The sequence below is a fragment of the Streptomyces sp. NPDC033174 genome (assembly GCF_055577795.1).
In genome coordinates, this window is record NZ_JBVIPQ010000010.1 from 158,504 (window position 1) to 180,433 (window position 21,930).

The following is a 21,930-nucleotide window of genomic DNA, read 5'->3' on the forward strand; positions in this document are numbered from 1 at the left end:
ATGTTCCGCCGTACGTTCTGGTTCACCGCGGGCGCCGCAGCCGGCGTCTGGGCCACCACGAAGGTCAACCGCAAACTCAGGCAGCTGACCCCCGAGAGCCTCGCCGCGCAGGCCGCGAACAAGGCGATCGAGACGGGCCACCGGCTCAAGGACTTCGCGCTCGACGTCCGGGCGGGAATGGTCCAGCGGGAGGCCGAGTTGGGTGAGGCGCTGGGCCTGGAGGCGCCGCCGGACCGGGACCTCCCGGGGCCTCGGCGCAGGGCCGAGCTCGACCGCACCCCCCACAAGACCACGCATGCGTACCCGAAGCATGCGCCCCACACGCGTTCGTACAACCGGAATGAGGACCACTGATGGAGTCGGCTGAAATTCGCCGCCGCTGGCTGAGCTTCTTCGAGGAGCGCGGGCACACCGTCGTGCCTTCGGCGTCGCTCATCGCCGACGACCCGACTCTGCTGCTGGTCAACGCGGGCATGGTCCCCTTCAAGCCCTACTTCCTCGGTGAGACCAAGCCGCCCGCCCCGCGCGCCACCAGCGTGCAGAAGTGCGTCCGGACGCCGGACATCGAAGAGGTCGGCAAGACCACCCGCCACGGCACGTTCTTCCAGATGTGCGGCAACTTCTCCTTCGGCGACTACTTCAAGGAAGGCGCCATCAAGTACGCCTGGGAGCTGCTCACCAGCTCCGTGGCGGACGGCGGCTACGGCCTCGAGCCGGAGAAGCTCTGGATCACCGTCTACCTCGACGACGACGAGGCCGAGCAGATCTGGCGCGAGAAGATCGGCGTCCCCGCCGAGCGGATCCAGCGCCTGGGCAAGAAGGACAACTTCTGGTCCATGGGCGTCCCCGGCCCCTGCGGCCCGTGTTCGGAGATCAACTACGACCGCGGCCCGGAGTTCGGCGCCGAGGGCGGCCCGGCCGTCAACGACGAGCGCTACGTGGAGATCTGGAACCTGGTCTTCATGCAGTACGAGCGCGGCGCCGGTGACGGTAAGGAGGACTTCCCGATCCTCGGCGACCTGCCGTCGAAGAACATCGACACCGGTCTCGGTCTCGAGCGTCTCGCCATGATCCTGCAGGGCGTACAGAACATGTACGAGACCGACACCCTGCGCGTGGTCATGGACAAGGCCACCGAGCTGACCGGCGTGCGGTACGGCGCCGCGAAGGACACCGACGTGTCCATGCGCGTGGTCGCCGACCACATCCGCACCTCCGTCATGCTCATCGGCGACGGCGTCACCCCCGGCAACGAGGGCCGCGGCTATGTGCTGCGCCGCATCATGCGCCGCGCCATCCGCAACATGCGTCTCATGGGCGCCACCGGACCGGTCGTCCAGGAGCTCGTCGACGTCGTGATCGACACGATGGGGCAGCAGTACCCGGAGCTCGTCACCGACCGCAAGCGCATCGAGACCGTCGCCCTCGCCGAAGAGGCCGCCTTCCTGAAGGCCCTCAAGGGCGGCACCAACATCCTCGACACCGCCGTCACCGAGACCAAGGCCTCCGGGGGCACGGTCCTCGCCGGCGAGAAGGCGTTCCTGCTCCACGACACCTGGGGCTTCCCGATCGACCTCACCCTGGAGATGGCCGCCGAACAGGGCCTCTCCGTGGACGAGGACGGCTTCCGCCGTCTGATGCGGGAGCAGCGGGAGCGCGCCAAGGCCGACGCCAAGGCCAAGAAGACCGGCCACGCCGACCTCTCCGCCTACCGCGAGGTGGCCGACACCTCCGGCGAGACCGACTTCACCGGCTATGTCTCCACCGAGACCGAGTCGACCATCGTCGGCCTGCTCGTCGACGGCGTTCCCTCGCCGGCCGCCACCGAGGGCGACGAGGTCGAGGTCGTCCTCGACCGCACCCCCTTCTACGCCGAGGGCGGCGGTCAGATCGCCGACCAGGGCCGGATCCGGCTCGACACCGGCGCCATCATCGAGGTCCGCGACGTGCAGAAGCCCGTCCCGGGCGTCCACGTCCACAAGGGTGTCGTCCAGGTCGGCGAAGTGACCGTCGGCGCCTCCGCCTACGCCGCCATCGACGTCACGCGCCGCCGCGCCATCGCCCGCGCCCACAGCGCCACGCACCTGACGCACCAGGCGCTGCGCGACGCTCTGGGCCCGACGGCCGCCCAGGCCGGTTCGGAGAACTCCCCGGGCCGCTTCCGCTTCGACTTCGGCTCGCCGAACGCCGTCCCCGGCTCGGTCATGACCGACGTCGAGCAGAAGATCAACGAGGTCCTCTCCCGTGAGCTCGACGTCCAGGCCGAGGTCATGTCGATCGACGAGGCCAAGAAGCAGGGCGCCATCGCCGAGTTCGGCGAGAAGTACGGCGAGCGGGTCCGGGTCGTCACCATCGGCGACTTCTCCAAGGAGCTGTGCGGCGGTACGCACGTCCACAACACCGCCCAGCTGGGCCTGGTGAAGCTGCTCGGCGAGTCGTCGATCGGCAGCGGCGTGCGCCGCATCGAGGCCCTCGTCGGTGTCGACGCGTACAACTTCCTCGCCCGTGAGCACACGGTCGTCGCCCAGCTCCAGGAGCTGGTCAAGGGCCGCCCCGAGGAGCTTCCGGAGAAGGTCTCCGCCATGCTCGGCAAGCTGAAGGACGCCGAGAAGGAGATCGAGAAGTTCCGCGCCGAGAAGGTCCTCGCCGCTGCCGCCGGTCTCGTCGAGACGGCCAAGGACGTGCGTGGCGTCGCGCTGGTCACCGGCCAGGTCCCCGACGGCACCTCCGCCGACGACCTGCGCAAGCTGGTCCTCGACGTCCGCGGCCGCATCCCGGGCGACCGGGCCGCCGTCGTGGCACTGTTCACCACGGCCAACGGCCGCCCGCTGACGGTCATCGCCACCAACGAGGCCGCCCGCGAGCGGGGCCTCAAGGCCGGCGAGCTGGTCCGCACGGCTGCCAAGACCCTCGGCGGCGGCGGTGGCGGCAAGCCGGACGTCGCCCAGGGCGGCGGTCAGAACCCGCAGGCCATCGGCGACGCCATCGACGCCGTCGAGCGTCTGGTGGGGGACGTCGCCTGATGCGACGCGGCCGTCGCCTCGCGATCGACGTCGGGGACGCCCGGATCGGGGTCGCCTCGTGCGACCCCGACGGGGTCCTCGCCACGCCGGTGGAGACCGTGCCGGGACGCGACGTCCCGGCCGCCCACCGCAGGATCGGACAGATCGTGGAGGAGTACGAACCGATCGAGATCGTCGTCGGCCTCCCTCGCTCCCTCAGTGGGGGCGAGGGGCCTGCCGCGGCAAAGGTCAGGGTCTTCGCCCAGGAGATGGCCCGCGTCGTCGCCCCCGTACCCGTCCGGCTCGTCGACGAACGCATGACGACGGTGACGGCCAGTCAGGGCCTGCGCGCCTCGGGGGTGAAGTCGAAGAAGGGCCGCTCGGTCATCGATCAGGCCGCCGCTGTGATCATCCTTCAGAACGCTCTTGAGTCCGAACGGGTATCAGGTAATCCGCCCGGCGAGAGCGTCGAAGTGGTCATCTGATCGCGATACGGTAACGTTCCGCGCGATGCGGCCGTTTTCGAACAGCTGCCGCACTACGTAGAGGCGGACCGTCCGGCCGCCTCGCGGCTGTTTGGGGATCGATGACTGAATATGGCCGGAGCCCCGGCTCCGAACCGTGGCATCCCGAGGACCCGCTGTTCGGGGACCAGGGATGGGGAGGTCAGCAGGCCGGCGGCCGGGAGCAGTACTACCAGCAGCAGGCCCAGGACCCGTACCAGCAGACCCAGTACGGCGGTCAGCAGGACCCGTACGGGCAGGAGTACGCGCAGCAGCCGCAGTACGCCGATCCGCAGTACGGCGGCACGGGCCAGGGCGCGCAGGGGTACAACGAGCCCGGTTATCCCGCACAGCCGTACGACGGCACCTGGGAGGCGTCCACCGGTCAGCAGGTGGCGATGCCCTACAGCGCGCCGCCGGCCGAGCCGTACGCCGCCGGGCCGGGCCCGGACCTCTACGGCACCCCCGAGGCGTACCCGCCGCCGCAGCCCCCCGGTCAGCGGCAGACCCCGCCCGAACCCACGTCCGGCTGGCAGGCGGAGCCCGAGGAGGAGGAGAAGCACTCCTTCTTCAGCGGCGGCGGCGACGGTCACGGTGACGACGACGGGGACGACCCGGCGGGGCGGCGCTCCGGCGGCGGCCGCGGCCGCGGCGGCCGGAACAAGAAGAAAAAGGGCAGGAACGGCATTGCCTGCCTGGTCGTCGCCACGGTCCTCGTCGGCGGCCTGGGCGGCGTCGGCTACTTCGGCTACCAGTTCTGGCAGGGGCAGTTCGGCGTGGCCCCCGACTTCACCGGCGAGGGCGCCGGCTCGGTCGAGGTGGTGATCCCGAAGGACGCCGGCGGCTACGACATCGGCAACATCCTCAAGAAGAACGGCGTGGTCAAGAGCGTCGACGCCTTCGTCTCGGCCCAGGAGCGCAACCCCAAGGGGAAGATGATCCAGGACGGCGTCTACATCCTGAAGAAGGGGATGTCGGCGGCGAGCGCGGTCGAGCTGATGCTCAACCCGGTGAGCCGGAGCAACTTCATCATTCCCGAGGGCAGGCGGAACGTCTGGGTCTACGCGGAGATCGACAAGCGCCTGGGACTGAAGGCGGGCACCACCGCGGGCGTCGCCAAGGCCCGGGCCAAGAGCCTCGGTCTGCCCGCGTGGGCCAACGGCCATGCCGATGTGAAGGACCCGCTGGAAGGGTTCCTCTTCCCGGCGAGCTATCCGGTCGCCAAGGGAGCCGAGCCCGAGGACGTCCTGCGCAGGATGGTCGCGCGGGCGAACGAGGAGTACGACAAGCTCGACCTGCAGTCCAAGGCCACCTCGCTGGGGCTCAAGAGCCCCTGGGAGCTGGTCACGGTGGCCAGCCTCGTCCAGGCGGAGGGCAAGACGCACGACGACTTCCGCAAGATGGGCGAAGTCGTCTACAACCGTCTCAAGCCCACCAACACCGAGACGAACCAGCTGCTCCAGTTCGACTCTGCCTTCAACTACCTCAAGGGGCAGAGCAAGATCAAGATCAGCGAGTCGGAGATCAACAGCAACCAGGACCCGTACAACACCTACACGCAGAAGGGCCTGACACCCGGGCCCATCGGCAACCCGGGCAGCGACGCGCTGGCCGCTGCCCTGAACCCGACGAAGGACGGCTGGCTGTACTTCGTGGCGACCGACGGTATGAACAAGACCGAGTTCGCCAAGACGCACGCCGAGTTCCTGACACTGAAGGAAAAGTTCGATGCAAACTCGGGGAGCAACTGAGGGCCGCCGCAGGGCAGCCGTACTCGGCTCGCCCATCGCCCACTCGCTCTCCCCGGTGCTCCACCGGGCCGCGTACCAGGCACTCGGCCTCGCCCACTGGTCGTACGACCGCTTCGAAGTGGACGAGGCCGGGCTCCCCGGATTCTTCGGGGAGCTGGACGACACCTGGGCGGGCTTCTCCCTCACCATGCCGCTCAAGCGCGCCGTCATCCCGCTGCTCGACGAAGTCAGCGCGACGGCGGCCGCGGTGGAGGCGGTGAACACGGTCGTGTTCACCGCGGACGGCCGGCGGGTCGGTGACAACACCGACATCCCCGGCATGATCGCCGCGCTCGGCGAGCGGGGCGTGGAGAAGGTGGAGACCGCGGCGATCCTCGGCGCGGGCGCCACCGCCTCGTCCGCGCTCGCCGCGCTCTCCCACATCTGCACCGGGCCCGTCACCGCGTATGTCCGCAGCGAGGACCGTGCCCGTGAGATGCGCGGCTGGGGTGAGCGGCTCGCCATCGAGGTCCGCACCGCCGACTGGAAGGACGCGGCGCAGGCCCTGGCCGCACCTCTCGTCATCGCCACCACCCCCGCGGGGACGACCGACGCCCTCTCGGCAGCCGTCCCGGCCGCGCCCGGCACGCTCTTCGACGTCCTCTACGACCCGTGGCCGACGGCTCTCGCCGCTGCCTGGTCGCAGCGCGGTGGCCGGATCGTCGGGGGTATGGACCTCCTGGTCCACCAGGCGGTCCTCCAGGTCGAGCAGATGACCGGAATCGTCCCCGCGCCACTGGAGGCCATGCGCGCGGCGGGCGAGCAGGCCGTGTCGGCCCGGTGACGCTCGCCGCCAACTGGGGGAGCGGGCTCTTCAAGCTGCTCCTCGGGCTGCTGCCGGACTGGCTGGAAGCCGTCCTCGTCTGGACCGGGCTCGCGGTCCTCGCGGCGGTGGCCGTCCGGTGGCTCTGGCGCGTCCTCCCGGCCTCCCGACCGGGCTCCACCGGTTCCGCGCGACCCGGCGACCCGGGCGACCCGGACGTCCGACAGCTGGACTGGCGATCGGGTCCACCGCCCGGACGTGGGAGGATCGGAGGTGGCGGGCCAGGGCCGCGCACCCGGTCGCGCCGCAGCAGTTCCAGGCGCGAGCATGAGGAGCATCGTTGAGCAGGTTGCGTTGGCTGACCGCTGGGGAGTCCCACGGACCCGCGCTGGTGGCGACGCTGGAGGGTCTTCCCGCCGGCGTTCCGGTCACCACTGAGCTGGTGGCGGACCATCTTGCGCGGCGGCGTCTGGGTTATGGGCGTGGTGCCCGGATGAAGTTCGAGCAGGACGAGGTCACCTTCCTGGGTGGTGTGCGGCATGGGCTGTCGCTGGGTTCTCCGCTGGCTGTGATGGTGGGGAACACGGAGTGGCCGAAGTGGGAGAAGGTCATGTCGGCCGATCCGGTGGACCCTGCGGAGTTGAAGGAGACGGGGCGCAACGCCCCCCTGACCCGGCCCCGGCCCGGACACGCCGACCTGGCCGGAATGCAGAAGTACGGCTTCGACGAGGCCCGTCCGATCCTGGAGCGCGCCAGCGCCCGCGAGACCGCCGCGCGTGTCGCGCTCGGCGCCGTCGCCCGGTCCTTCCTGAAGGAGGCCGCCGGGATCGAGATCGTCTCCCACGTGGTCGAGCTCGCCGCGGCCAAGGCCCCGTACGGCGTCTACCCCACCCCCGCCGACGTCGAGAAGCTGGACGCGGATCCGGTGCGTTGTCTGGACGCGGATGCGTCGAAGGCGATGGTCGCGGAGATCGATCAGGCCCACAAGGACGGCGACACCCTCGGTGGTGTGGTCGAGGTGCTGGCGTACGGGGTTCCGGTCGGTCTCGGCTCTCACGTGCACTGGGACCGTCGGCTGGACGCCCGGCTCGCCGCCGCGCTCATGGGCATTCAGGCCATCAAGGGTGTCGAGGTCGGCGACGGATTCGACCTCGCCCGCGTGCCTGGTTCGAAGGCTCACGACGAGATCGTCAAGACCGCCGAGGGCATCAAGCGGACCTCCGGCCGTGCCGGCGGCACCGAGGGCGGCCTGAGCACCGGCGAACTCCTGCGCGTCCGCGCGGCGATGAAGCCCATCGCCACCGTCCCGCGCGCGCTGGCCACCGTCGACGTCGCCACCGGTGAGGCCACCCAGGCCCATCACCAGCGTTCCGACGTGTGTGCGGTGCCGGCGGCGGGGATCGTCGCGGAGGCGATGGTCGCGCTGGTTCTGGCGGACGCGGTGGTGGAGAAGTTCGGTGGCGACTCGGTTCCCGAGACCCGCCGCAACGTCCAGTCCTACCTCGACAACCTGCGCATCCGGTGACCCCCCGTCCTCTGGTCGTCCTGGTCGGGCCCATGGGGTCCGGCAAGTCCACGGTGGGCGCTCTCCTGGCCGAACGGCTGGGCGTGCCCTACCGCGACACGGACGCCGACATCGTCGCCGCCGAGGGCCGCGAGATCTCGGACATCTTCATCGAGGAGGGCGAGGCGCACTTCCGCGAGCTCGAGCGACAGGCGGTGCTCGCCGCCGTCGCGGAGCACGAGGGCGTTCTCTCCCTCGGCGGCGGCGCCGTCCTCGACGACAGCACCCGCGAAGTCCTCGTCGGCCTGCCCGTGGCCTATCTGTCGATGGACGTGGAAGAGGCGGTCCGCCGCGTCGGACTCAACACGGCGCGCCCGCTGCTCGCCGTCAACCCGCGCCGTCAGTGGCGCGAGCTGATGGACGCGCGCCGCCATCTCTACACCGAAGTCGCCCGTGTCGTCGTCGCCACTGACGACCGGACCCCCGAAGAGGTCGCCCAGGCGGTCCTCGACGCACTGGAGCTGAAGGACGTATGACCGACCAGGAAGTAACCCGTATCGAGGTCGGCGGTACGGCGGGCACGGACCCGTACGAGGTGCTGGTCGGCCGGCAGCTCCTCGGTGAGCTGCCCGCCCTCATCGGTCCGCGGGCCAAGCGGGTCGCCCTCATCCACCCGGAGGCGCTCGCCGAGACCGGCGAGGCCCTGCGTCAGGACCTCGCCGACCAGGGCTACGAGGCCGTGGCCATCCAGGTCCCCAACGCCGAGGAGGCCAAGACCGTCGAGGTCGCGGCCTACTGCTGGAAGGCGCTCGGACAGACCGGCTTCACCCGCACCGACGTCATCGTCGGTGTCGGCGGCGGTGCCACCACCGACCTCGCGGGTTTCGTGGCCGCGAGCTGGCTGCGCGGTGTGCGCTGGATCGCCGTACCGACCACCGTCCTCGCCATGGTGGACGCGGCCGTCGGCGGCAAGACCGGTATCAACACCGCCGAGGGCAAGAACCTCGTCGGCGCCTTCCATCCGCCGGCCGGCGTCATCTGCGACCTGGCCGCCCTGGACTCGCTCCCGGTCCACGACTACGTCAGCGGACTGGCCGAGATCATCAAGGCCGGATTCATCGCCGACCCGGTCATCCTCGACCTCATCGAGGAGGACCCGGCCGCCGCGCGGACCCCCGCCGGTCCGCACACGGCCGAGCTCATCGAGCGCTCCATCCGGGTCAAGGCCGAGGTCGTCTCCAGCGATCTCAAGGAGGCGGGCCTGCGCGAGATCCTCAACTACGGCCACACCCTGGCGCACGCGATCGAGAGGAACGAACGGTACAAGTGGCGTCACGGCGCCGCCGTCTCCGTCGGCATGGTGTTCGCCGCCGAGCTGGGCCGGCTCGCCGGCCGCCTCGACGACGCCACCGCCGACCGGCACCGCTCGGTCCTGGAGTCCGTCGGTCTGCCGCTGACCTACCGGGGCGACCAGTGGCCCAAGCTTCTGGAGACCATGAAGGTCGACAAGAAGTCCCGCGGTGACCTGCTGCGCTTCATCGTCCTCGACGGACTGGCCAAGCCGACCGTGCTCGAGGGCCCGGACCCGGCCATCCTGTTCGCCGCGTACGGCGAGGTCTCGGCGTGAGCCGCCGGGTTCTCGTCCTCAACGGCCCGAACCTCGGCCGTCTCGGGTCCCGCGAGCCCGACGTCTACGGCGCCACGTCGTACGCCGGCCTGGTCGACAGCTGCCAGAAGCTCGGCGCCGAGCTGGGTTTCGCCGTCGAGGTCCGCGAGACCAACGACGAGGGCGAAATGATCCGCTGGCTCCACGAGGCCGCGGACGGTTCGATTCCGGTCGTTCTCAACCCGGGCGCCTTCACTCACTACTCGTACGCGGTACGTGACGCGGCGGCCCAGCGGACCGCCCCGCTCATCGAGGTGCACATCTCGAACCCGTACACACGTGAGGAATTCCGGCACACTTCGGTGGTCGCGTCCATCGCCAGCGGCACCGTCGCCGGCTTCGGAATCGGCTCGTACCGGCTCGCTCTGCGGGCTCTCGCGGACGAACTGACAGGCTGACTGGCCGACAGGGCACTCTGGACCTTCCCCGGCCGTTCCCCCTGCGGAGGCCGGGGAAGGTACCTTTCGGTAGCGGGGGCCCAGCCGCCGCCGATCAGCGTCAGTCGTACGAGACGGAGTGGCACCGGATGCAGCACGCAGTGGGGGCTCCGTTGCCGCCCGGACACGGGGGCCAGGGCTGGGAGCAGGGAGCCCGTCCTCCCGTACCTCCCGCCCCGCAGGGCCACCCGCCCATGCCGCACGGGCACCCCGCTCCCTATCCGCAGGCGACCCCCGCGTCCGCCCCGCCTCCGCAGGGCCCGCCCGGCCACCCGGGCGCTCACGGACAGGCCCCCGGTCACCCGGGCGCTCACGGGCAGGCCCCCGCGCACCCCGGCACCCACGGACAGCCCGGGCAGCCGTCCGGCCCCTCCGGCACGCATGGCCAGGCGCCCGCACCGGGCTGGACCGGGGGAGCGCCCCAGCAGGCCCCGCCCCCGCCCTCCCGGGACACGACCGGGCACATACCGCTCCCGCCCGGCGGCCCCGTCGCGATGCCCGCGCCGCCCCCGGCCGACCTGGGCACCGGCACCGCCACCCTCGCCGTGCTGCTCATCGGCCCCGCCGGCGCGGGCAAGACGACCGTGGCCCGGCACTGGGCGCAGCGCCGCCGGGTCCCCACCGCGCACATCAGCCTGGACGACGTCCGCGAGTGGGTGTGCTCCGGATTCGCCGACCCGCAGGCGGGGTGGAACGACCACTCGGAGGCGCAGTACCGCCTGGCCCGCCGTACCTGCGGCTTCGCCGCCCGGAACTTCCTGGCCAACGGCATCTCCTGCATCCTCGACGACGCCGTGTTCCCGGACCGCCCGGTCGTGGGCCTCGGGGGCTGGAAGCGCCATGTGGGGCCCGGGCTGCTGCCCGTCGTGCTGCTCCCCGGCCTGGAGATCGTCCTGGAGCGCAACGCCGAGCGCAGCGGCAACCGGCGGCTGTCCGACGAGGAGGTCGCCGGCATCCACGGCCGGATGGCGGGCTGGTACGGCTCGGGGCTGCCGATCATCGACAACTCCAAGTACGACGTGGAGACCACGGCCCGGGTGCTCGACGAGGTGCTGGCCCGCTCCATAGCCAGCCCGCCCAGCTGGTAGCGGAACCGGACGGCCGCCGGCGCCCGTCCGCCACCCCCGGTCGGACGCGCTGCCCGCGCCGAGCGCCCCGTCCGCTCGTACGCTCGAAGCATGTCAGAGGTGTATGCGGACCGTCGTGCCCGGCTGCGCGACCGGTGTGCAGCAGCGGGAAGCACGGCCGCACTGGTCTCCCGCCCCGCCAACGTCCGCTATCTCGCGGGCGGCTCGCCGCCCGGTGCGGTTCTGCTGCTCGGCGCCGGTGAGGACGTCCTGCTGTGCCCCACCGCCCCGACCGGTGATCCGGCGGAAGGCCGCCCTGACGAGGAGCTGCGGCTGACCGTGCTTCCCACCAGCAGCGGGGACCCCGCGGTCGCCGCCGTCGACTTCGCCCGGAAGGCCGGGGCGGACGCGCTCGCCGTGGAGGAACACCATCTGACCGTCGCCCGCCACCGGGCCATGGGCTCCATCGCGTCCCGGCTGCGCCTCGCCGACCTGGGAGGGGCCGTCGAGCAGCTGCGGATCGTCAAGGACGAGGACGAGATCGCCTGTTTGCGGATTGCCGCCGAGATCGCCGACCAGGCGCTCGGAGAGCTCCTGGAGTCGATCCTCGTGGGGCGTACGGAACGGCATCTGGCGCTGGAGCTGGAGCGCAGGCTCGTCGACCACGGCGCGGACGGCCCCGCGTTCCCCACGTCCGTGGCGACCGGGCCGCACTCGGGCCTCGGTGCCCACCGGCCCACCGACCGCCGCGTCGAGGAGGGCGATTTCCTCTCCGTCTGCCTCGGCGCCAACTACCGCGGCTACCGTTGCGAGATCGGCCGTACCTTCGTCATCGGAACGACCCCGGCGGACTGGCAGATCGAGCTGTACGAGCTCGTCTTCGCCGCTCAGCGGGCCGGCCGGGAGGCACTCGCACCCGGCCGCGAGTACCGCGAGGTGGACCGCGCGGCCCGTCAGCCGCTGGAGTCCGCGGGCCACGGCGAGGGCCTCCCGCCGCTCACCGGCCATGGTGTAGGGCTCGAAATCGACGAGGACCCGCAGCTCGCACCCTCGGCCATGGGTAAACTGGACGCTTGTGTGCCGGTCACCGTCGAACCGGGGGTCCACCTCCCGGGCCGGGGCGGAGTCCGGATCGATGACACGCTCGTCGTGCGCCAGGAGGCGGACGGCGGACCCGAGCTACTCACCATCACGACCAAGGAGCTGCTCGCGCTCTAGCGCGCGCCCGCGAACCCTTCGCATTCCTCGGTCGTCCACCAGCGTCAGTCCAGGAGATTCCGCAACCGTGGCTTCCACGAACGACCTCAAGAACGGCATGGTGCTCAAGCTCGACGGAGGCCAGCTCTGGTCCGTCGTCGAGTTCCAGCACGTCAAGCCCGGCAAGGGCCCCGCCTTCGTGCGCACCAAGCTCAAGAACGTGCTCTCCGGCAAGGTCGTCGACAAGACGTTCAACGCCGGTGTGAAGGTCGAAACGGCCACCATCGACCGCCGCGACATGCAGTTCTCGTACATGGACGGCGAGTACTTCGTCTTCATGGACATGCAGACGTACGACCAGCTCATGGTCGACCGCAAGGCCGTCGGCGACGCCGCCAACTTCCTCATCGAGGGCTTCACCGCCTCCGTGGCCCAGCACGAGGGCGAGGTGCTCTACGTGGAGCTCCCGGCCGCCGTCGAGCTGACCGTCCAGGAGACCGAGCCGGGTGTTCAGGGCGACCGCTCCACCGGTGGCACCAAGCCGGCGACGCTGGAGACCGGTCACCAGATCCAGGTCCCGCTCTTCATCACCACCGGTGAGAAGATCAAGGTCGACACCCGCACCAGCGACTACCTCGGCCGGGTGAACAGCTAACCGTGGCTGCCCGGAACAAGGCCCGTAAGCGGGCCTTCCAGATCCTCTTCGAGGCCGATCAGCGCGGCACGTCCGTGCAGCAGGTCCTCGCGGACTGGATTCGGCACGCGCGCTCCGACGACCGGCAGCCGCCGGTCAACGAGTACACGATGCAGCTCGTCGAGGGGTACGCGCAGTACGCGGACCGCATCGACGACCTGATCGCCACCTACGCGGTGGGCTGGTCCCTCGACCGGATGCCGGTCGTGGACCGGAACATCCTGCGGCTCGGCGCGTACGAGCTGCTCTGGGAGGACGAGACGCCCGACGCGGTGGCGATGGACGAGGCGGTGCAGCTCGCCAAGGAATTCTCCACCGACGAGTCGCCGTCGTTCGTCAACGGACTGCTGGCCCGCTTCAAGGACCTGAAGCCGAGCCTTCGCCGGGACGCCTAGCCGACCGGCTCTCCCCGGCAGGCGAAGGGGCCCGCAGCACTCGGTGCTGCGGGCCCCTTCGCCGTACGGCCCGGAAACGCCCTGCGGCCCCCGAACGCCTACGGCCCCGAAACCCGGAGCGCAAACGGAAAACCGCCGGGGCGGCGGGCACCCGAAGGCTCCCGCCGCCCCGGCGGCAACGTTTCTGCTGAAGCGGCGTAAGCCCTGTCTCACGCCTCTTCGTGGGCGACCGCGCGGCGCGCGTCCGCGTCCAGGACGCCCCAGCTGATCAGCTGCTCGGTCAGCACCGAGGGCGACTGGTCGTAGATCACGGCGAGGGTGCGCAGGTCGTCCTGGCGGATCGACAGCACCTTGCCGTTGTAGTCACCGCGCTGGGACTGGATCGTGGCGGCGTAGCGCTGCAGCGGGCCGGCCTTCTCCTGCGGGACGTGGGCAAGGCGCTCGAGGTCGAGGACGAGCTTCGGCGGCGGCTCGGCGGCTCCGCCCGGTGTGGTGCCCGGCAGGAGCTCCTGCACCGGGACCCCGTAGAAGTCCGCCAGCTCGGCGAGGCGCTGTACCGTGACGGCACGGTCGCCGCGCTCGTACGACCCGACCACGACGGCCTTCCAGCGGCCCTGGGACTTCTCCTCCACACCATGGAGGGACAGGCCCTGCTGGGTGCGGATAGCGCGGAGCTTGGCCCCGAGCTGTTTTGCGTATTCGCTGGACATATAGCTCCCCGGACGCTGTGACAACGTGCGGCTCCGCCGCGCGGCTGGTAACTCACTGTGAGGTTACGCAGCGTTACAAGCTTGCGTCAAGCCGAATGGATCCGCACCCGATCACCCAAAGGGGTGAGGGTCAGGACCCCTCCGGGCCCTGGTACCGTGGATGGCGCAAATCCGACGTCCTTTAAGGTCCGTCCCGTGAGGCGGAGAAGGAGGTCCGTTTCATATGGACGCCCAGCAGCAGACAGCGCACCATCCCGATGCCGCACGCCCCGTTCTCGAGGGGCCCGACATCGCGCGGGTACTGACCCGTATCGCCCATGAGATCGTCGAGCGCGCCAAGGGCGCCGACGACGTGGTGCTCCTCGGCATTCCCACGCGCGGCGTGTTCCTCGCCCGCCGACTGGCCGACAAGCTCGCGGAGATCACCGGACGGAAGATCCCGGTCGGCTCCCTCGACATCACCATGTACCGCGACGACCTGCGGATGCGGCCCGCCCGCGCGCTGGCCCGCACCGAGATCCCCGGGGACGGCATCGACGGCCGCCTGGTCGTCCTGGTCGACGACGTGCTCTTCTCCGGCCGCACCATCCGGGCCGCCCTCGACGCGCTCGGCGACATCGGCCGGCCCCGGGCCGTCCAGCTCGCCGTCCTCGTCGACCGGGGCCACCGCGAACTGCCCATCCGTGCCGACTACGTCGGCAAGAACCTCCCCACGTCGCTGCGGGAGACGGTCAAGGTCCAGCTCGCCGAGGAGGACGGTCGCGACACCGTGCTGCTCGGTACGCAGCCCGCCTCCGCCTAGGACCGGCTCCACCGGCGGGCCCGGGGGCACACCCCTGCGCGCCCGCACGCCCACGAGTCTTCCGGGGTACCCCCGGGGCCCTGATCTCCCACCACGGAGCACACCCAGATGATGCGTCACCTCATCTCGGCCGCCGACCTCACCCGCGACGAAGCCGTCCTGATCCTCGACACCGCCGAGGAGATGGCCCGGGTCGCCGACCGGCCGATCAAGAAGCTGCCGACGCTGCGCGGCCGCACGATCTGCAACCTCTTCTTCGAGGACTCCACCCGGACCCGCATCTCCTTCGAAGCGGCCGAAAAGCGCCTGTCCGCCGACGTCATCAACTTCGCCGCCAAGGGCTCGAGCGTCTCCAAGGGCGAGTCGCTCAAGGACACCGCCCAGACCCTGGAGGCGATGGGAGTCGACGCGGTCGTCATCCGGCACAGTGCCTCCGGCGCCCCCTACCGGCTCGCCACCTCCGGCTGGATCGACGCACCCGTCATCAACGCCGGTGACGGCACCCACCAGCACCCCACCCAGGCCCTGCTCGACGCCTTCACCATGCGCCGCCGCCTCATCGGCCGCGACGAGGGCCTCGGCCAGGACCTCTCCGGCAAGCGCATCACCCTCGTCGGCGACGTGCTGCACAGCCGCGTCGCCCGCTCCAACGTCGACCTACTGCACACCCTCGGGGCCGAAGTCACCCTCGTCGCGCCGCCCACCCTGCTGCCGGTCGGCGTAGGGAACTGGCACGCGGAGGTGTCGTACGACCTCGACAGCGTGCTCCCGAAGTCCGACGCGGTGATGATGCTTCGTGTGCAGCGCGAGCGCATGAACGCCGCCTTCTTCCCGACCGAGCGCGAGTACTCGCGGCGGTACGGGCTCGACGGCGAGCGCATGTCCAAGATGCCGGAGCACGCCATCGTCATGCACCCCGGCCCGATGGTCCGCGGCATGGAGATCACCGCCGAGGTCGCCGACTCCGACCGCTGCACGGTCGTCGAGCAGGTCACCAACGGCGTCTCCATCCGCATGGCCGTCCTGTATCTGCTTCTGGGCGGCAACGAGCCCGCCGTCACCCACGCGCGTACCGAGGAGAAGTAAGACATGAGCAAGATCCTGATTCGTGGCGCGAAGGTGCTCGGCGGCGAGGTGCGGGACGTCCTGATCGACGGCGAGACCATCGCCCAGGTCGGCACGGACCTCGACGCGGCCGGCGCCCAGGTCGTCGACGCCGGGGGACAGATCCTCCTCCCCGGCCTCGTCGACCTCCACACCCACCTGCGCGAGCCGGGCCGCGAGGACTCCGAGACCGTCCTGACTGGCACCAAGGCCGCCGCCAAGGGCGGCTACACCGCCGTGCACGCCATGGCCAACACCTTCCCCGTCGCCGACACCGCCGGTGTCGTGGAGCAGGTCTGGCGGCTCGGCCGGCAGTCCGGCTACTGCGACGTGCAGCCCGTCGGGGCCGTCACCGTCGGCCTGGAGGGCAAGCAGCTCGCCGAGCTCGGCGCCATGCACGACTCCGCCGCCGGGGTGAAGGTCTTCTCCGACGACGGCAAGTGCGTCGACGACGCCGTGATCATGCGCCGCGCCCTGGAGTACGTGAAGGCCTTCGACGGCGTCGTCGCCCAGCACGCCCAGGAGCCCCGCCTGACCGAGGGCGCCCAGATGAACGAGGGCGTTGTCTCCGCCGAGCTCGGTCTCGGCGGCTGGCCCGCCGTCGCCGAGGAGTCGATCATCGCCCGCGATGTCCTCCTCGCCGCCCACGTAGGCTCCCGGGTGCACATCTGCCACCTCTCCACCGCCGGCTCCGTCGAAATCGTCCGCTGGGCCAAGTCCAAGGGCTGGGACGTCACCGCCGAGGTCACCCCGCACCACCTCCTCCTCACCGACGAGCTGGTCCGGACGTACAACCCCGTCTACAAGGTCAACCCGCCGCTGCGCACCGAGGCAGACGTCATGGCCCTGCGCGAGGCGCTCGCCGACGGCACCATCGACTGCGTCGCCACCGACCACGCCCCGCACCCGCACGAGGACAAGGACTGCGAGTGGGCCGCGGCCGCCATGGGCATGGTCGGCCTGGAGACCGCTCTCTCGGTCGTCCAGCAGACGATGGTCGACACCGGTCTCATCGACTGGGCCGGCGTCGCCGACCGGATGTCCTTCCGCCCGGCGCAGATCGGCCGCCTCGAGGGCCATGGCCGTCCCGTCTCGGCAGGTGAGCCCGCCAACCTGACCCTGGTCGATCCGGCATACCGTGGAGCAGTGGACCCCGCGGGCTTCGCCTCCCGCAGCCGCAACACCCCCTACGAGGGCCGCGAGCTGCCGGGTCGCGTCACCCACACCTTCCTGCGGGGCCGCGCCACGGTCGTCGACGGGAAGCTCGCGTGACATCTCTCCTCATCCTCGCCGCCGAAGAGCGCTCGGCGGAGGTGACCAACTGGGCCGGACGCATCGGCTGGGTGGTCGGCCTCGCGCTCTTCGTCGCCTTCGTCTACTGGCTGATGCGCCAGGGCTGGAAGTGGCGGGAAAGCCTCCAGTCGGGGCTTCCCGAGCTCCCCACCGCGCCCGGGGCGCCCGGCGCGACGAAACTGAGCATGAGCGGCCGGTACCACGGCTCGACGACCGCCGGGCAGTGGCTCGACCGGATCGTCGCCCACGGTCTCGGCAGCCGCAGCCGCGTCGAGCTGACCCTCACGGACGCGGGCGTGGAGGTCGTACGCCCCGGGGCGAGCGACTTCTTCATCCCGGCCGCGGCGCTGCGCGAGGCCCGCCTCGACAAGGGCATCGCGGGCAAGGTCCTCGCCGAGGGCGGCCTGCTGATCATCACCTGGGCGCACGGCGACCAGCTGCTCGACTCGGGCTTCCGCTCCGACCGGGCGGCCGAGCACGCCGACTGGGTCGAGGCGATCAACTCCATGAACCAAGCAATCACGACGGAAGGCACCGCACGATGACGACCTCCACCCGGGGAGCTGCCGAAGCTCCCGCCGTACTCGTCCTGGAGGACGGCCGCACCTTCCGCGGCCGCGCCTACGGGGCCGTGGGGGAGACCTTCGGCGAGGCCGTGTTCTCCACCGGCATGACCGGCTACCAGGAGACCCTCACCGACCCGTCGTACCACCGCCAGGTGGTCGTCATGACGGCCCCGCACGTCGGCAACACCGGCATCAACGACGAGGACTACGAGTCGCAGCGGATCTGGGTCGCCGGTTATGTCGTGCGCGACCCCGCCCGCGTCCCCTCGAACTGGCGCTCCCGGCGCTCGCTCGACGAGGAGCTCGAGCGCCAGGGCGTCGTCGGCATCAGCGGCATCGACACCCGCGCCCTCACCCGCCACCTGCGGGAGCGCGGCGCGATGCGGGTCGGGATCTTCTCCGGCGCCTCCCTCGCCGACGACGCCGCGCTGCTGGCCCGCGTCAAGGAAGCCCCGCAGATGAAGGGCGCCGACCTCTCCGCGGAGGTCGCCACCAAGGAGACGTACGTCGTCCCCGCCATCGGCACCAAGCGCTTCACCGTCGCCGCCGTCGACCTCGGCATCAAGGGCATGACCCCGCACCGGATGGCCGAGCGCGGCATCGAGGTGCACGTGCTGCCCGCCACCGCCACCGTCGAGGACGTGTACGCGGTGAACCCGGACGGAGTCTTCTTCTCCAACGGCCCCGGTGACCCGGCCACCGCCGACGGCCCCGTCTCCGTCATGCAGGGCGTGCTGGAGCGCAAGACCCCGCTCTTCGGCATCTGCTTCGGCAACCAGATCCTCGGCCGCGCGCTCGGCTTCGGCACCTACAAGCTGAAGTACGGCCACCGCGGCATCAACCAGCCGGTGCAGGACCGCACGACCGGCAAGGTCGAGGTCACCGCGCACAACCACGGCTTCGCCGTCGACGCCCCGCTCGACAAGGTCTCCCAGACCCCCTACGGGCGCGCCGAGGTCTCCCACGTCTGTCTGAACGACCAGGTCGTCGAAGGCCTCCAGCTGCTCGACCAGCCGGCCTTCAGCGTCCAGTACCACCCCGAGGCGGCCGCGGGCCCGCACGACGCCGCGTACCTCTTCGACCGCTTCGTTTCCCTGATGGAGGGCCAGCGTGCCTAAGCGCTCCGACATCCAGTCCGTCCTGGTCATCGGCTCCGGTCCGATCGTCATCGGTCAGGCCGCCGAGTTCGACTACTCCGGCACCCAGGCCTGCCGCGTCCTCAAGTCCGAGGGTCTGCGCGTCATCCTGGTCAACTCCAACCCGGCCACGATCATGACCGACCCGGAGATCGCCGACGCCACCTACGTCGAGCCGATCACCCCCGAGTTCGTCGAGAAGATCATCGCCAAGGAGCGCCCCGACGCGCTGCTGCCCACCCTCGGCGGCCAGACCGCGCTGAACACCGCCATCTCCATGCACGAGCAGGGTGTGCTGGAGAAGTACAACGTCGAGCTCATCGGCGCCAATGTCGAGGCCATCAACAAGGGCGAGGACCGCGACCTCTTCAAGGGTGTCGTCGAGGCCGTCCGCGAGAAGATCGGCCACGGCGAGTCCGCCCGCTCGGTCATCTGCCACTCGATGGACGACGTCCTCAAGGGCGTCGACACCCTCGGCGGCTACCCCGTCGTCGTCCGCCCCTCCTTCACCATGGGCGGCGCCGGCTCCGGCTTCGCCCACAACGAGGACGAGCTGCGCCGCATCGCCGGCCAGGGCCTCACGCTCTCCCCGACCACCGAGGTGCTCCTGGAGGAGTCCATCCTCGGCTGGAAGGAGTACGAGCTGGAGCTGATGCGCGACAAGAACGACAACGTCGTGGTCGTCTGCTCCATCGAGAACTTCGACCCGATGGGCGTGCACACCGGTGACTCGATCACCGTCGCCCCGGCGATGACCCTCACGGACCGCGAGTACCAGCGGCTGCGCGACATCGGCATCGCGATCATCCGCGAGGTCGGCGTCGACACCGGCGGCTGCAACATCCAGTTCGCGGTCAACCCGGACGACGGCCGGATCATCGTCATCGAGATGAACCCGCGTGTCTCCCGCTCCTCGGCGCTCGCCTCGAAGGCCACCGGCTTCCCGATCGCCAAGATCGCGGCCCGGCTCGCCGTCGGCTACACGCTCGACGAGATCCCCAACGACATCACCGAGAAGACCCCGGCCTCCTTCGAGCCGACGCTCGACTACGTCGTGGTCAAGGCCCCGCGCTTCGCCTTCGAGAAGTTCCCCTCCGCCGACTCCACGCTGACCACGACCATGAAGTCGGTCGGCGAGGCCATGGCGATCGGCCGGAACTTCACCGAGGCGCTGCAGAAGGCCCTGCGCTCCCTGGAGAAGAAGGGCTCGCAGTTCACCTTCGTCGGCGAGCCCGGCGACAAGGCCGAGCTGTTGCGCGAGGCGGCCCGCCCGACCGACGGCCGCATCAACACCGTCATGCAGGCCATCCGCGCCGGCGCCACCCAGGAAGAGGTCTTCGACGCCACGAAGATCGACCCCTGGTTCGTCGACCAGCTCTTCCTGATCAAGGAGATCGCCGACGAGCTGGGCGCCGCCGAGAAGCTCGAGCCCCAGCTGCTCGCCGAGGCCAAGCGCCACGGCTTCTCCGACGTCCAGATCGCCGAGCTGCGCGGCCTGCGCGAGGACGTCGTCCGCGAGGTCCGGCACGCGCTCGGCGTCCGCCCGGTCTACAAGACGGTCGACACCTGCGCCGCCGAGTTCGCGGCGAAGACGCCGTACTTCTACTCCTCGTACGACGAGGAGTCGGAGGTCGCCACCCGCGAGAAGCCCGCCGTGATCATCCTGGGCTCCGGCCCGAACCGCATCGGCCAGGGCATCGAGTTCGACTACTCCTGCGTCCACGCCTCCTTCGCGCTCAGCGACGCGGGCTACGAGACCGTGATGGTCAACTGCAACCCGGAGACCGTCTCCACCGACTACGACACCTCCGACCGGCTCTACTTCGAGCCGCTCACCCTGGAGGACGTCCTGGAGATCGTCCACGCCGAGTCGCTGGCCGGCCCGATCGCCGGTGTCGTCGTCCAGCTCGGCGGCCAGACCCCGCTGGGTCTCGCCCAGGCGCTCAAGGACAACGGCGTCCGGGTCGTGGGCACCTCCCCCGAGGCCATCCACGCCGCCGAGGACCGCGGCGCCTTCGGCCAGGTCCTCGCCGAGGCGGGCCTCCCGGCCCCCAAGCACGGCACCGCGACCACCTTCACCGGGGCCAAGGCCATCGCCGACGAGATCGGTTACCCCGTCCTCGTGCGCCCCTCGTACGTGCTCGGCGGCCGCGGCATGGAGATCGTCTACGACGAGACCCGTCTCGAGTCGTACATCGCCGAGTCCACCGAGATCAGCCCCACCCGGCCGGTCCTGGTCGACCGCTTCCTCGACGACGCCATCGAGATCGACGTCGACGCGCTCTACGACGGCACCGAGCTCTACCTCGGCGGCGTCATGGAGCACATCGAGGAGGCCGGTATCCACTCCGGCGACTCGGCCTGCGCCCTGCCCCCGATCACCCTCGGCGGCTTCGACATCAAGCGCCTGCGCGCCTCCACGGAGGCCATCGCCAAGGGCGTGGGTGTGCGCGGACTGATCAACATCCAGTTCGCGATGGCCGGCGACATCCTCTACGTCCTGGAGGCCAACCCCCGTGCCTCCCGGACCGTCCCCTTCACCTCGAAGGCGACCGCGGTCCCGCTGGCGAAGGCCGCCGCCCGCATCTCGCTGGGCGCCACCATCGCCGAGCTCCGCGCCGAGGGCCTGCTGCCGAAGAACGGCGACGGCGGCACCCTGCCGCTCGACGCGCCGATCTCCGTCAAGGAGGCCGTGATGCCGTGGAGCCGCTTCCGCGACATCCACGGCCGCGGTGTGGACACCGTCCTCGGCCCCGAGATGCGCTCCACCGGTGAGGTCATGGGCATCGACTCGGTCTTCGGCACGGCGTACGCCAAGTCGCAGGCCGGCGCGTACGGCCCGCTGCCCACCAAGGGCCGCGCCTTCATCTCGGTCGCCAACCGCGACAAGCGCTCGATGATCTTCCCGGCGCGCGAGCTGGTCGCGCACGGCTTCGAGCTGCTCGCCACCTCCGGCACGGCCGAGGTCCTCAAGCGCAACGGCATCAACGCCACGGTCGTGCGCAAGCAGTCCGAGGGCGAGGGGCCGAACGGCGAGAAGACCATCGTCCGCCTGATCCACGACGGCGAGGTCGACCTCATCGTCAACACCCCGTACGGCACCGGCGGCCGCCTCGACGGCTACGAGATCCGGACCGCCGCGGTCTCGCGCGGCGTCCCGTGCCTGACGACGGTCCAGGCGCTCGCCGCGGCCGTCCAGGGCATCGACGCCCTCAACCACGGGGGTGTGGGCGTGCGCTCACTCCAGGAACACGCGCAGCATCTGATCGCGGCCCGCGACTAGCAGCCCACGAGGGGGACA

The 21,930-nt window shown here is 70.7% G+C and carries 20 protein-coding genes; 19 read left to right on the forward strand and 1 reads right to left on the reverse strand.

What is annotated here, in order from left to right; translation table 11 throughout:
• The 13 genes from ACZ5VC_RS28480 to nusB all read left to right on the forward strand — a co-directional run bounded on the left by ACZ5VC_RS28480 (window position 1) and on the right by nusB (window position 13,018).
• The gene (locus tag ACZ5VC_RS28480; protein ID WP_469122851.1) at window positions 1-354 is read left to right on the forward strand and encodes a DUF6167 family protein; all 354 of its coding nucleotides are present in this window, start codon (window positions 1-3) and stop codon (window positions 352-354) included.
• Complete coding sequence (gene alaS, locus ACZ5VC_RS28485) at window positions 354-3,023, forward strand: alanine--tRNA ligase (RefSeq protein ID WP_469122852.1); 2,670 nt, start codon at window positions 354-356, stop codon at window positions 3,021-3,023. Before ACZ5VC_RS28480 ends, alaS begins: the two co-directional genes overlap by 1 nt.
• Window positions 3,023-3,487 carry a Holliday junction resolvase RuvX gene (ruvX, locus tag ACZ5VC_RS28490; protein ID WP_469122853.1) on the forward strand — a complete coding sequence of 155 codons (465 nt, stop codon included), beginning with the start codon at window positions 3,023-3,025 and terminating at the stop codon, window positions 3,485-3,487. The genes alaS and ruvX overlap by 1 nt, the downstream gene beginning before the upstream one ends.
• A gap of 101 nt (window positions 3,488-3,588) precedes the next feature.
• Window positions 3,589-5,256, forward strand: a complete 1,668-nt coding sequence (gene mltG / locus ACZ5VC_RS28495; RefSeq protein ID WP_469122854.1) for an endolytic transglycosylase MltG — start codon at window positions 3,589-3,591, stop codon at window positions 5,254-5,256.
• The gene (locus ACZ5VC_RS28500; protein WP_469122855.1) at window positions 5,234-6,079 is read left to right on the forward strand and encodes a shikimate dehydrogenase; all 846 of its coding nucleotides are present in this window, start codon (window positions 5,234-5,236) and stop codon (window positions 6,077-6,079) included. The genes mltG and ACZ5VC_RS28500 overlap by 23 nt, the downstream gene beginning before the upstream one ends.
• A 319-nt stretch (window positions 6,080-6,398) precedes the next feature.
• A complete protein-coding gene (aroC, locus tag ACZ5VC_RS28505) occupies window positions 6,399-7,583 on the forward strand; it encodes a chorismate synthase (protein ID WP_469122856.1) in 1,185 nt (394 codons plus the stop codon).
• Window positions 7,580-8,098 carry a shikimate kinase gene (locus ACZ5VC_RS28510; RefSeq protein WP_469122857.1) on the forward strand — a complete coding sequence of 173 codons (519 nt, stop codon included), beginning with the start codon at window positions 7,580-7,582 and terminating at the stop codon, window positions 8,096-8,098. Before aroC ends, ACZ5VC_RS28510 begins: the two co-directional genes overlap by 4 nt.
• Complete coding sequence (gene aroB / locus ACZ5VC_RS28515; RefSeq protein WP_469122858.1) at window positions 8,095-9,189, forward strand: 3-dehydroquinate synthase; 1,095 nt, start codon at window positions 8,095-8,097, stop codon at window positions 9,187-9,189. The genes ACZ5VC_RS28510 and aroB overlap by 4 nt, the downstream gene beginning before the upstream one ends.
• On the forward strand, window positions 9,186-9,626 hold the full coding sequence (gene aroQ, locus ACZ5VC_RS28520; RefSeq protein ID WP_469122859.1) for a type II 3-dehydroquinate dehydratase: 441 nt from the start codon (window positions 9,186-9,188) through the stop codon (window positions 9,624-9,626). The genes aroB and aroQ overlap by 4 nt, the downstream gene beginning before the upstream one ends.
• 128 nt (window positions 9,627-9,754) lie before the next feature.
• The gene (locus ACZ5VC_RS28525; RefSeq protein WP_469122860.1) at window positions 9,755-10,753 is read left to right on the forward strand and encodes an AAA family ATPase; all 999 of its coding nucleotides are present in this window, start codon (window positions 9,755-9,757) and stop codon (window positions 10,751-10,753) included.
• Window positions 10,754-10,843: 90 nt separating this feature from the next.
• A complete protein-coding gene (locus ACZ5VC_RS28530; RefSeq protein ID WP_469122861.1) occupies window positions 10,844-11,950 on the forward strand; it encodes an aminopeptidase P family protein in 1,107 nt (368 codons plus the stop codon).
• 67 nt (window positions 11,951-12,017) lie between these two features.
• Window positions 12,018-12,584, forward strand: coding sequence for an elongation factor P (gene efp / locus ACZ5VC_RS28535; protein ID WP_468713150.1), 567 nt, complete (start codon window positions 12,018-12,020; stop codon window positions 12,582-12,584).
• Between the two features lie 2 nt (window positions 12,585-12,586).
• Window positions 12,587-13,018: a transcription antitermination factor NusB gene (gene nusB, locus ACZ5VC_RS28540; protein WP_468713148.1), complete on the forward strand. Its 432-nt coding sequence runs from the start codon at window positions 12,587-12,589 to the stop codon at window positions 13,016-13,018.
• 209 nt (window positions 13,019-13,227) lie between these two features.
• Here nusB and bldD read toward each other — a convergent pair whose 3' ends face one another.
• Window positions 13,228-13,728, reverse strand: coding sequence for a transcriptional regulator BldD (bldD, locus tag ACZ5VC_RS28545; protein ID WP_093608484.1), 501 nt, complete (start codon window positions 13,726-13,728; stop codon window positions 13,228-13,230).
• Between the two features lie 223 nt (window positions 13,729-13,951).
• Between bldD and pyrR the strand changes: the two genes are divergently transcribed.
• The 6 genes from pyrR (at window position 13,952) to carB (ending at window position 21,912) form a co-directional block, all read left to right on the forward strand.
• A complete protein-coding gene (gene pyrR, locus ACZ5VC_RS28550) occupies window positions 13,952-14,530 on the forward strand; it encodes a bifunctional pyr operon transcriptional regulator/uracil phosphoribosyltransferase PyrR (RefSeq protein WP_468713145.1) in 579 nt (192 codons plus the stop codon).
• A gap of 108 nt (window positions 14,531-14,638) precedes the next feature.
• On the forward strand, window positions 14,639-15,616 hold the full coding sequence (locus tag ACZ5VC_RS28555) for an aspartate carbamoyltransferase catalytic subunit (protein ID WP_469122862.1): 978 nt from the start codon (window positions 14,639-14,641) through the stop codon (window positions 15,614-15,616).
• Window positions 15,617-15,619: 3 nt separating this feature from the next.
• Window positions 15,620-16,906, forward strand: coding sequence for a dihydroorotase (locus tag ACZ5VC_RS28560; RefSeq protein WP_468713142.1), 1,287 nt, complete (start codon window positions 15,620-15,622; stop codon window positions 16,904-16,906).
• A complete protein-coding gene (locus tag ACZ5VC_RS28565; RefSeq protein ID WP_469122863.1) occupies window positions 16,903-17,472 on the forward strand; it encodes a PH-like domain-containing protein in 570 nt (189 codons plus the stop codon). The genes ACZ5VC_RS28560 and ACZ5VC_RS28565 overlap by 4 nt, the downstream gene beginning before the upstream one ends.
• A complete protein-coding gene (carA, locus tag ACZ5VC_RS28570) occupies window positions 17,469-18,611 on the forward strand; it encodes a glutamine-hydrolyzing carbamoyl-phosphate synthase small subunit (RefSeq protein WP_468713139.1) in 1,143 nt (380 codons plus the stop codon). Before ACZ5VC_RS28565 ends, carA begins: the two co-directional genes overlap by 4 nt.
• Window positions 18,604-21,912 carry a carbamoyl-phosphate synthase large subunit gene (gene carB, locus ACZ5VC_RS28575; RefSeq protein ID WP_469122864.1) on the forward strand — a complete coding sequence of 1,103 codons (3,309 nt, stop codon included), beginning with the start codon at window positions 18,604-18,606 and terminating at the stop codon, window positions 21,910-21,912. The genes carA and carB overlap by 8 nt, the downstream gene beginning before the upstream one ends.
• The last annotated feature ends 18 nt before the right edge of the window (window positions 21,913-21,930 follow it).

What these genes read in the sequence shown, in the direction of transcription:
- ACZ5VC_RS28480 (WP_469122851.1), top strand. Translation starts at nt 1, where the DNA reads ATGTTCCGCCGTACGTTCTGGTTCACCGCGGGCGCCGCAGCCGGCGTC.
- alaS (WP_469122852.1), top strand. Translation starts at nt 354, where the DNA reads ATGGAGTCGGCTGAAATTCGCCGCCGCTGGCTGAGCTTCTTCGAGGAG.
- ruvX (WP_469122853.1), top strand. Translation starts at nt 3,023, where the DNA reads ATGCGACGCGGCCGTCGCCTCGCGATCGACGTCGGGGACGCCCGGATC.
- mltG (WP_469122854.1), top strand. Translation starts at nt 3,589, where the DNA reads ATGACTGAATATGGCCGGAGCCCCGGCTCCGAACCGTGGCATCCCGAG.
- ACZ5VC_RS28500 (WP_469122855.1), top strand. Translation starts at nt 5,234, where the DNA reads ATGCAAACTCGGGGAGCAACTGAGGGCCGCCGCAGGGCAGCCGTACTC.
- aroB (WP_469122858.1), top strand. Translation starts at nt 8,095, where the DNA reads ATGACCGACCAGGAAGTAACCCGTATCGAGGTCGGCGGTACGGCGGGC.
- ACZ5VC_RS28525 (WP_469122860.1), top strand. Translation starts at nt 9,755, where the DNA reads ATGCAGCACGCAGTGGGGGCTCCGTTGCCGCCCGGACACGGGGGCCAG.
- ACZ5VC_RS28530 (WP_469122861.1), top strand. Translation starts at nt 10,844, where the DNA reads ATGTCAGAGGTGTATGCGGACCGTCGTGCCCGGCTGCGCGACCGGTGT.
- bldD (WP_093608484.1), bottom strand. Translation starts at nt 13,728, where the DNA reads ATGTCCAGCGAATACGCAAAACAGCTCGGGGCCAAGCTCCGCGCTATC.
- pyrR (WP_468713145.1), top strand. Translation starts at nt 13,952, where the DNA reads ATGGACGCCCAGCAGCAGACAGCGCACCATCCCGATGCCGCACGCCCC.
- ACZ5VC_RS28555 (WP_469122862.1), top strand. Translation starts at nt 14,639, where the DNA reads ATGATGCGTCACCTCATCTCGGCCGCCGACCTCACCCGCGACGAAGCC.
- ACZ5VC_RS28560 (WP_468713142.1), top strand. Translation starts at nt 15,620, where the DNA reads ATGAGCAAGATCCTGATTCGTGGCGCGAAGGTGCTCGGCGGCGAGGTG.
- carA (WP_468713139.1), top strand. Translation starts at nt 17,469, where the DNA reads ATGACGACCTCCACCCGGGGAGCTGCCGAAGCTCCCGCCGTACTCGTC.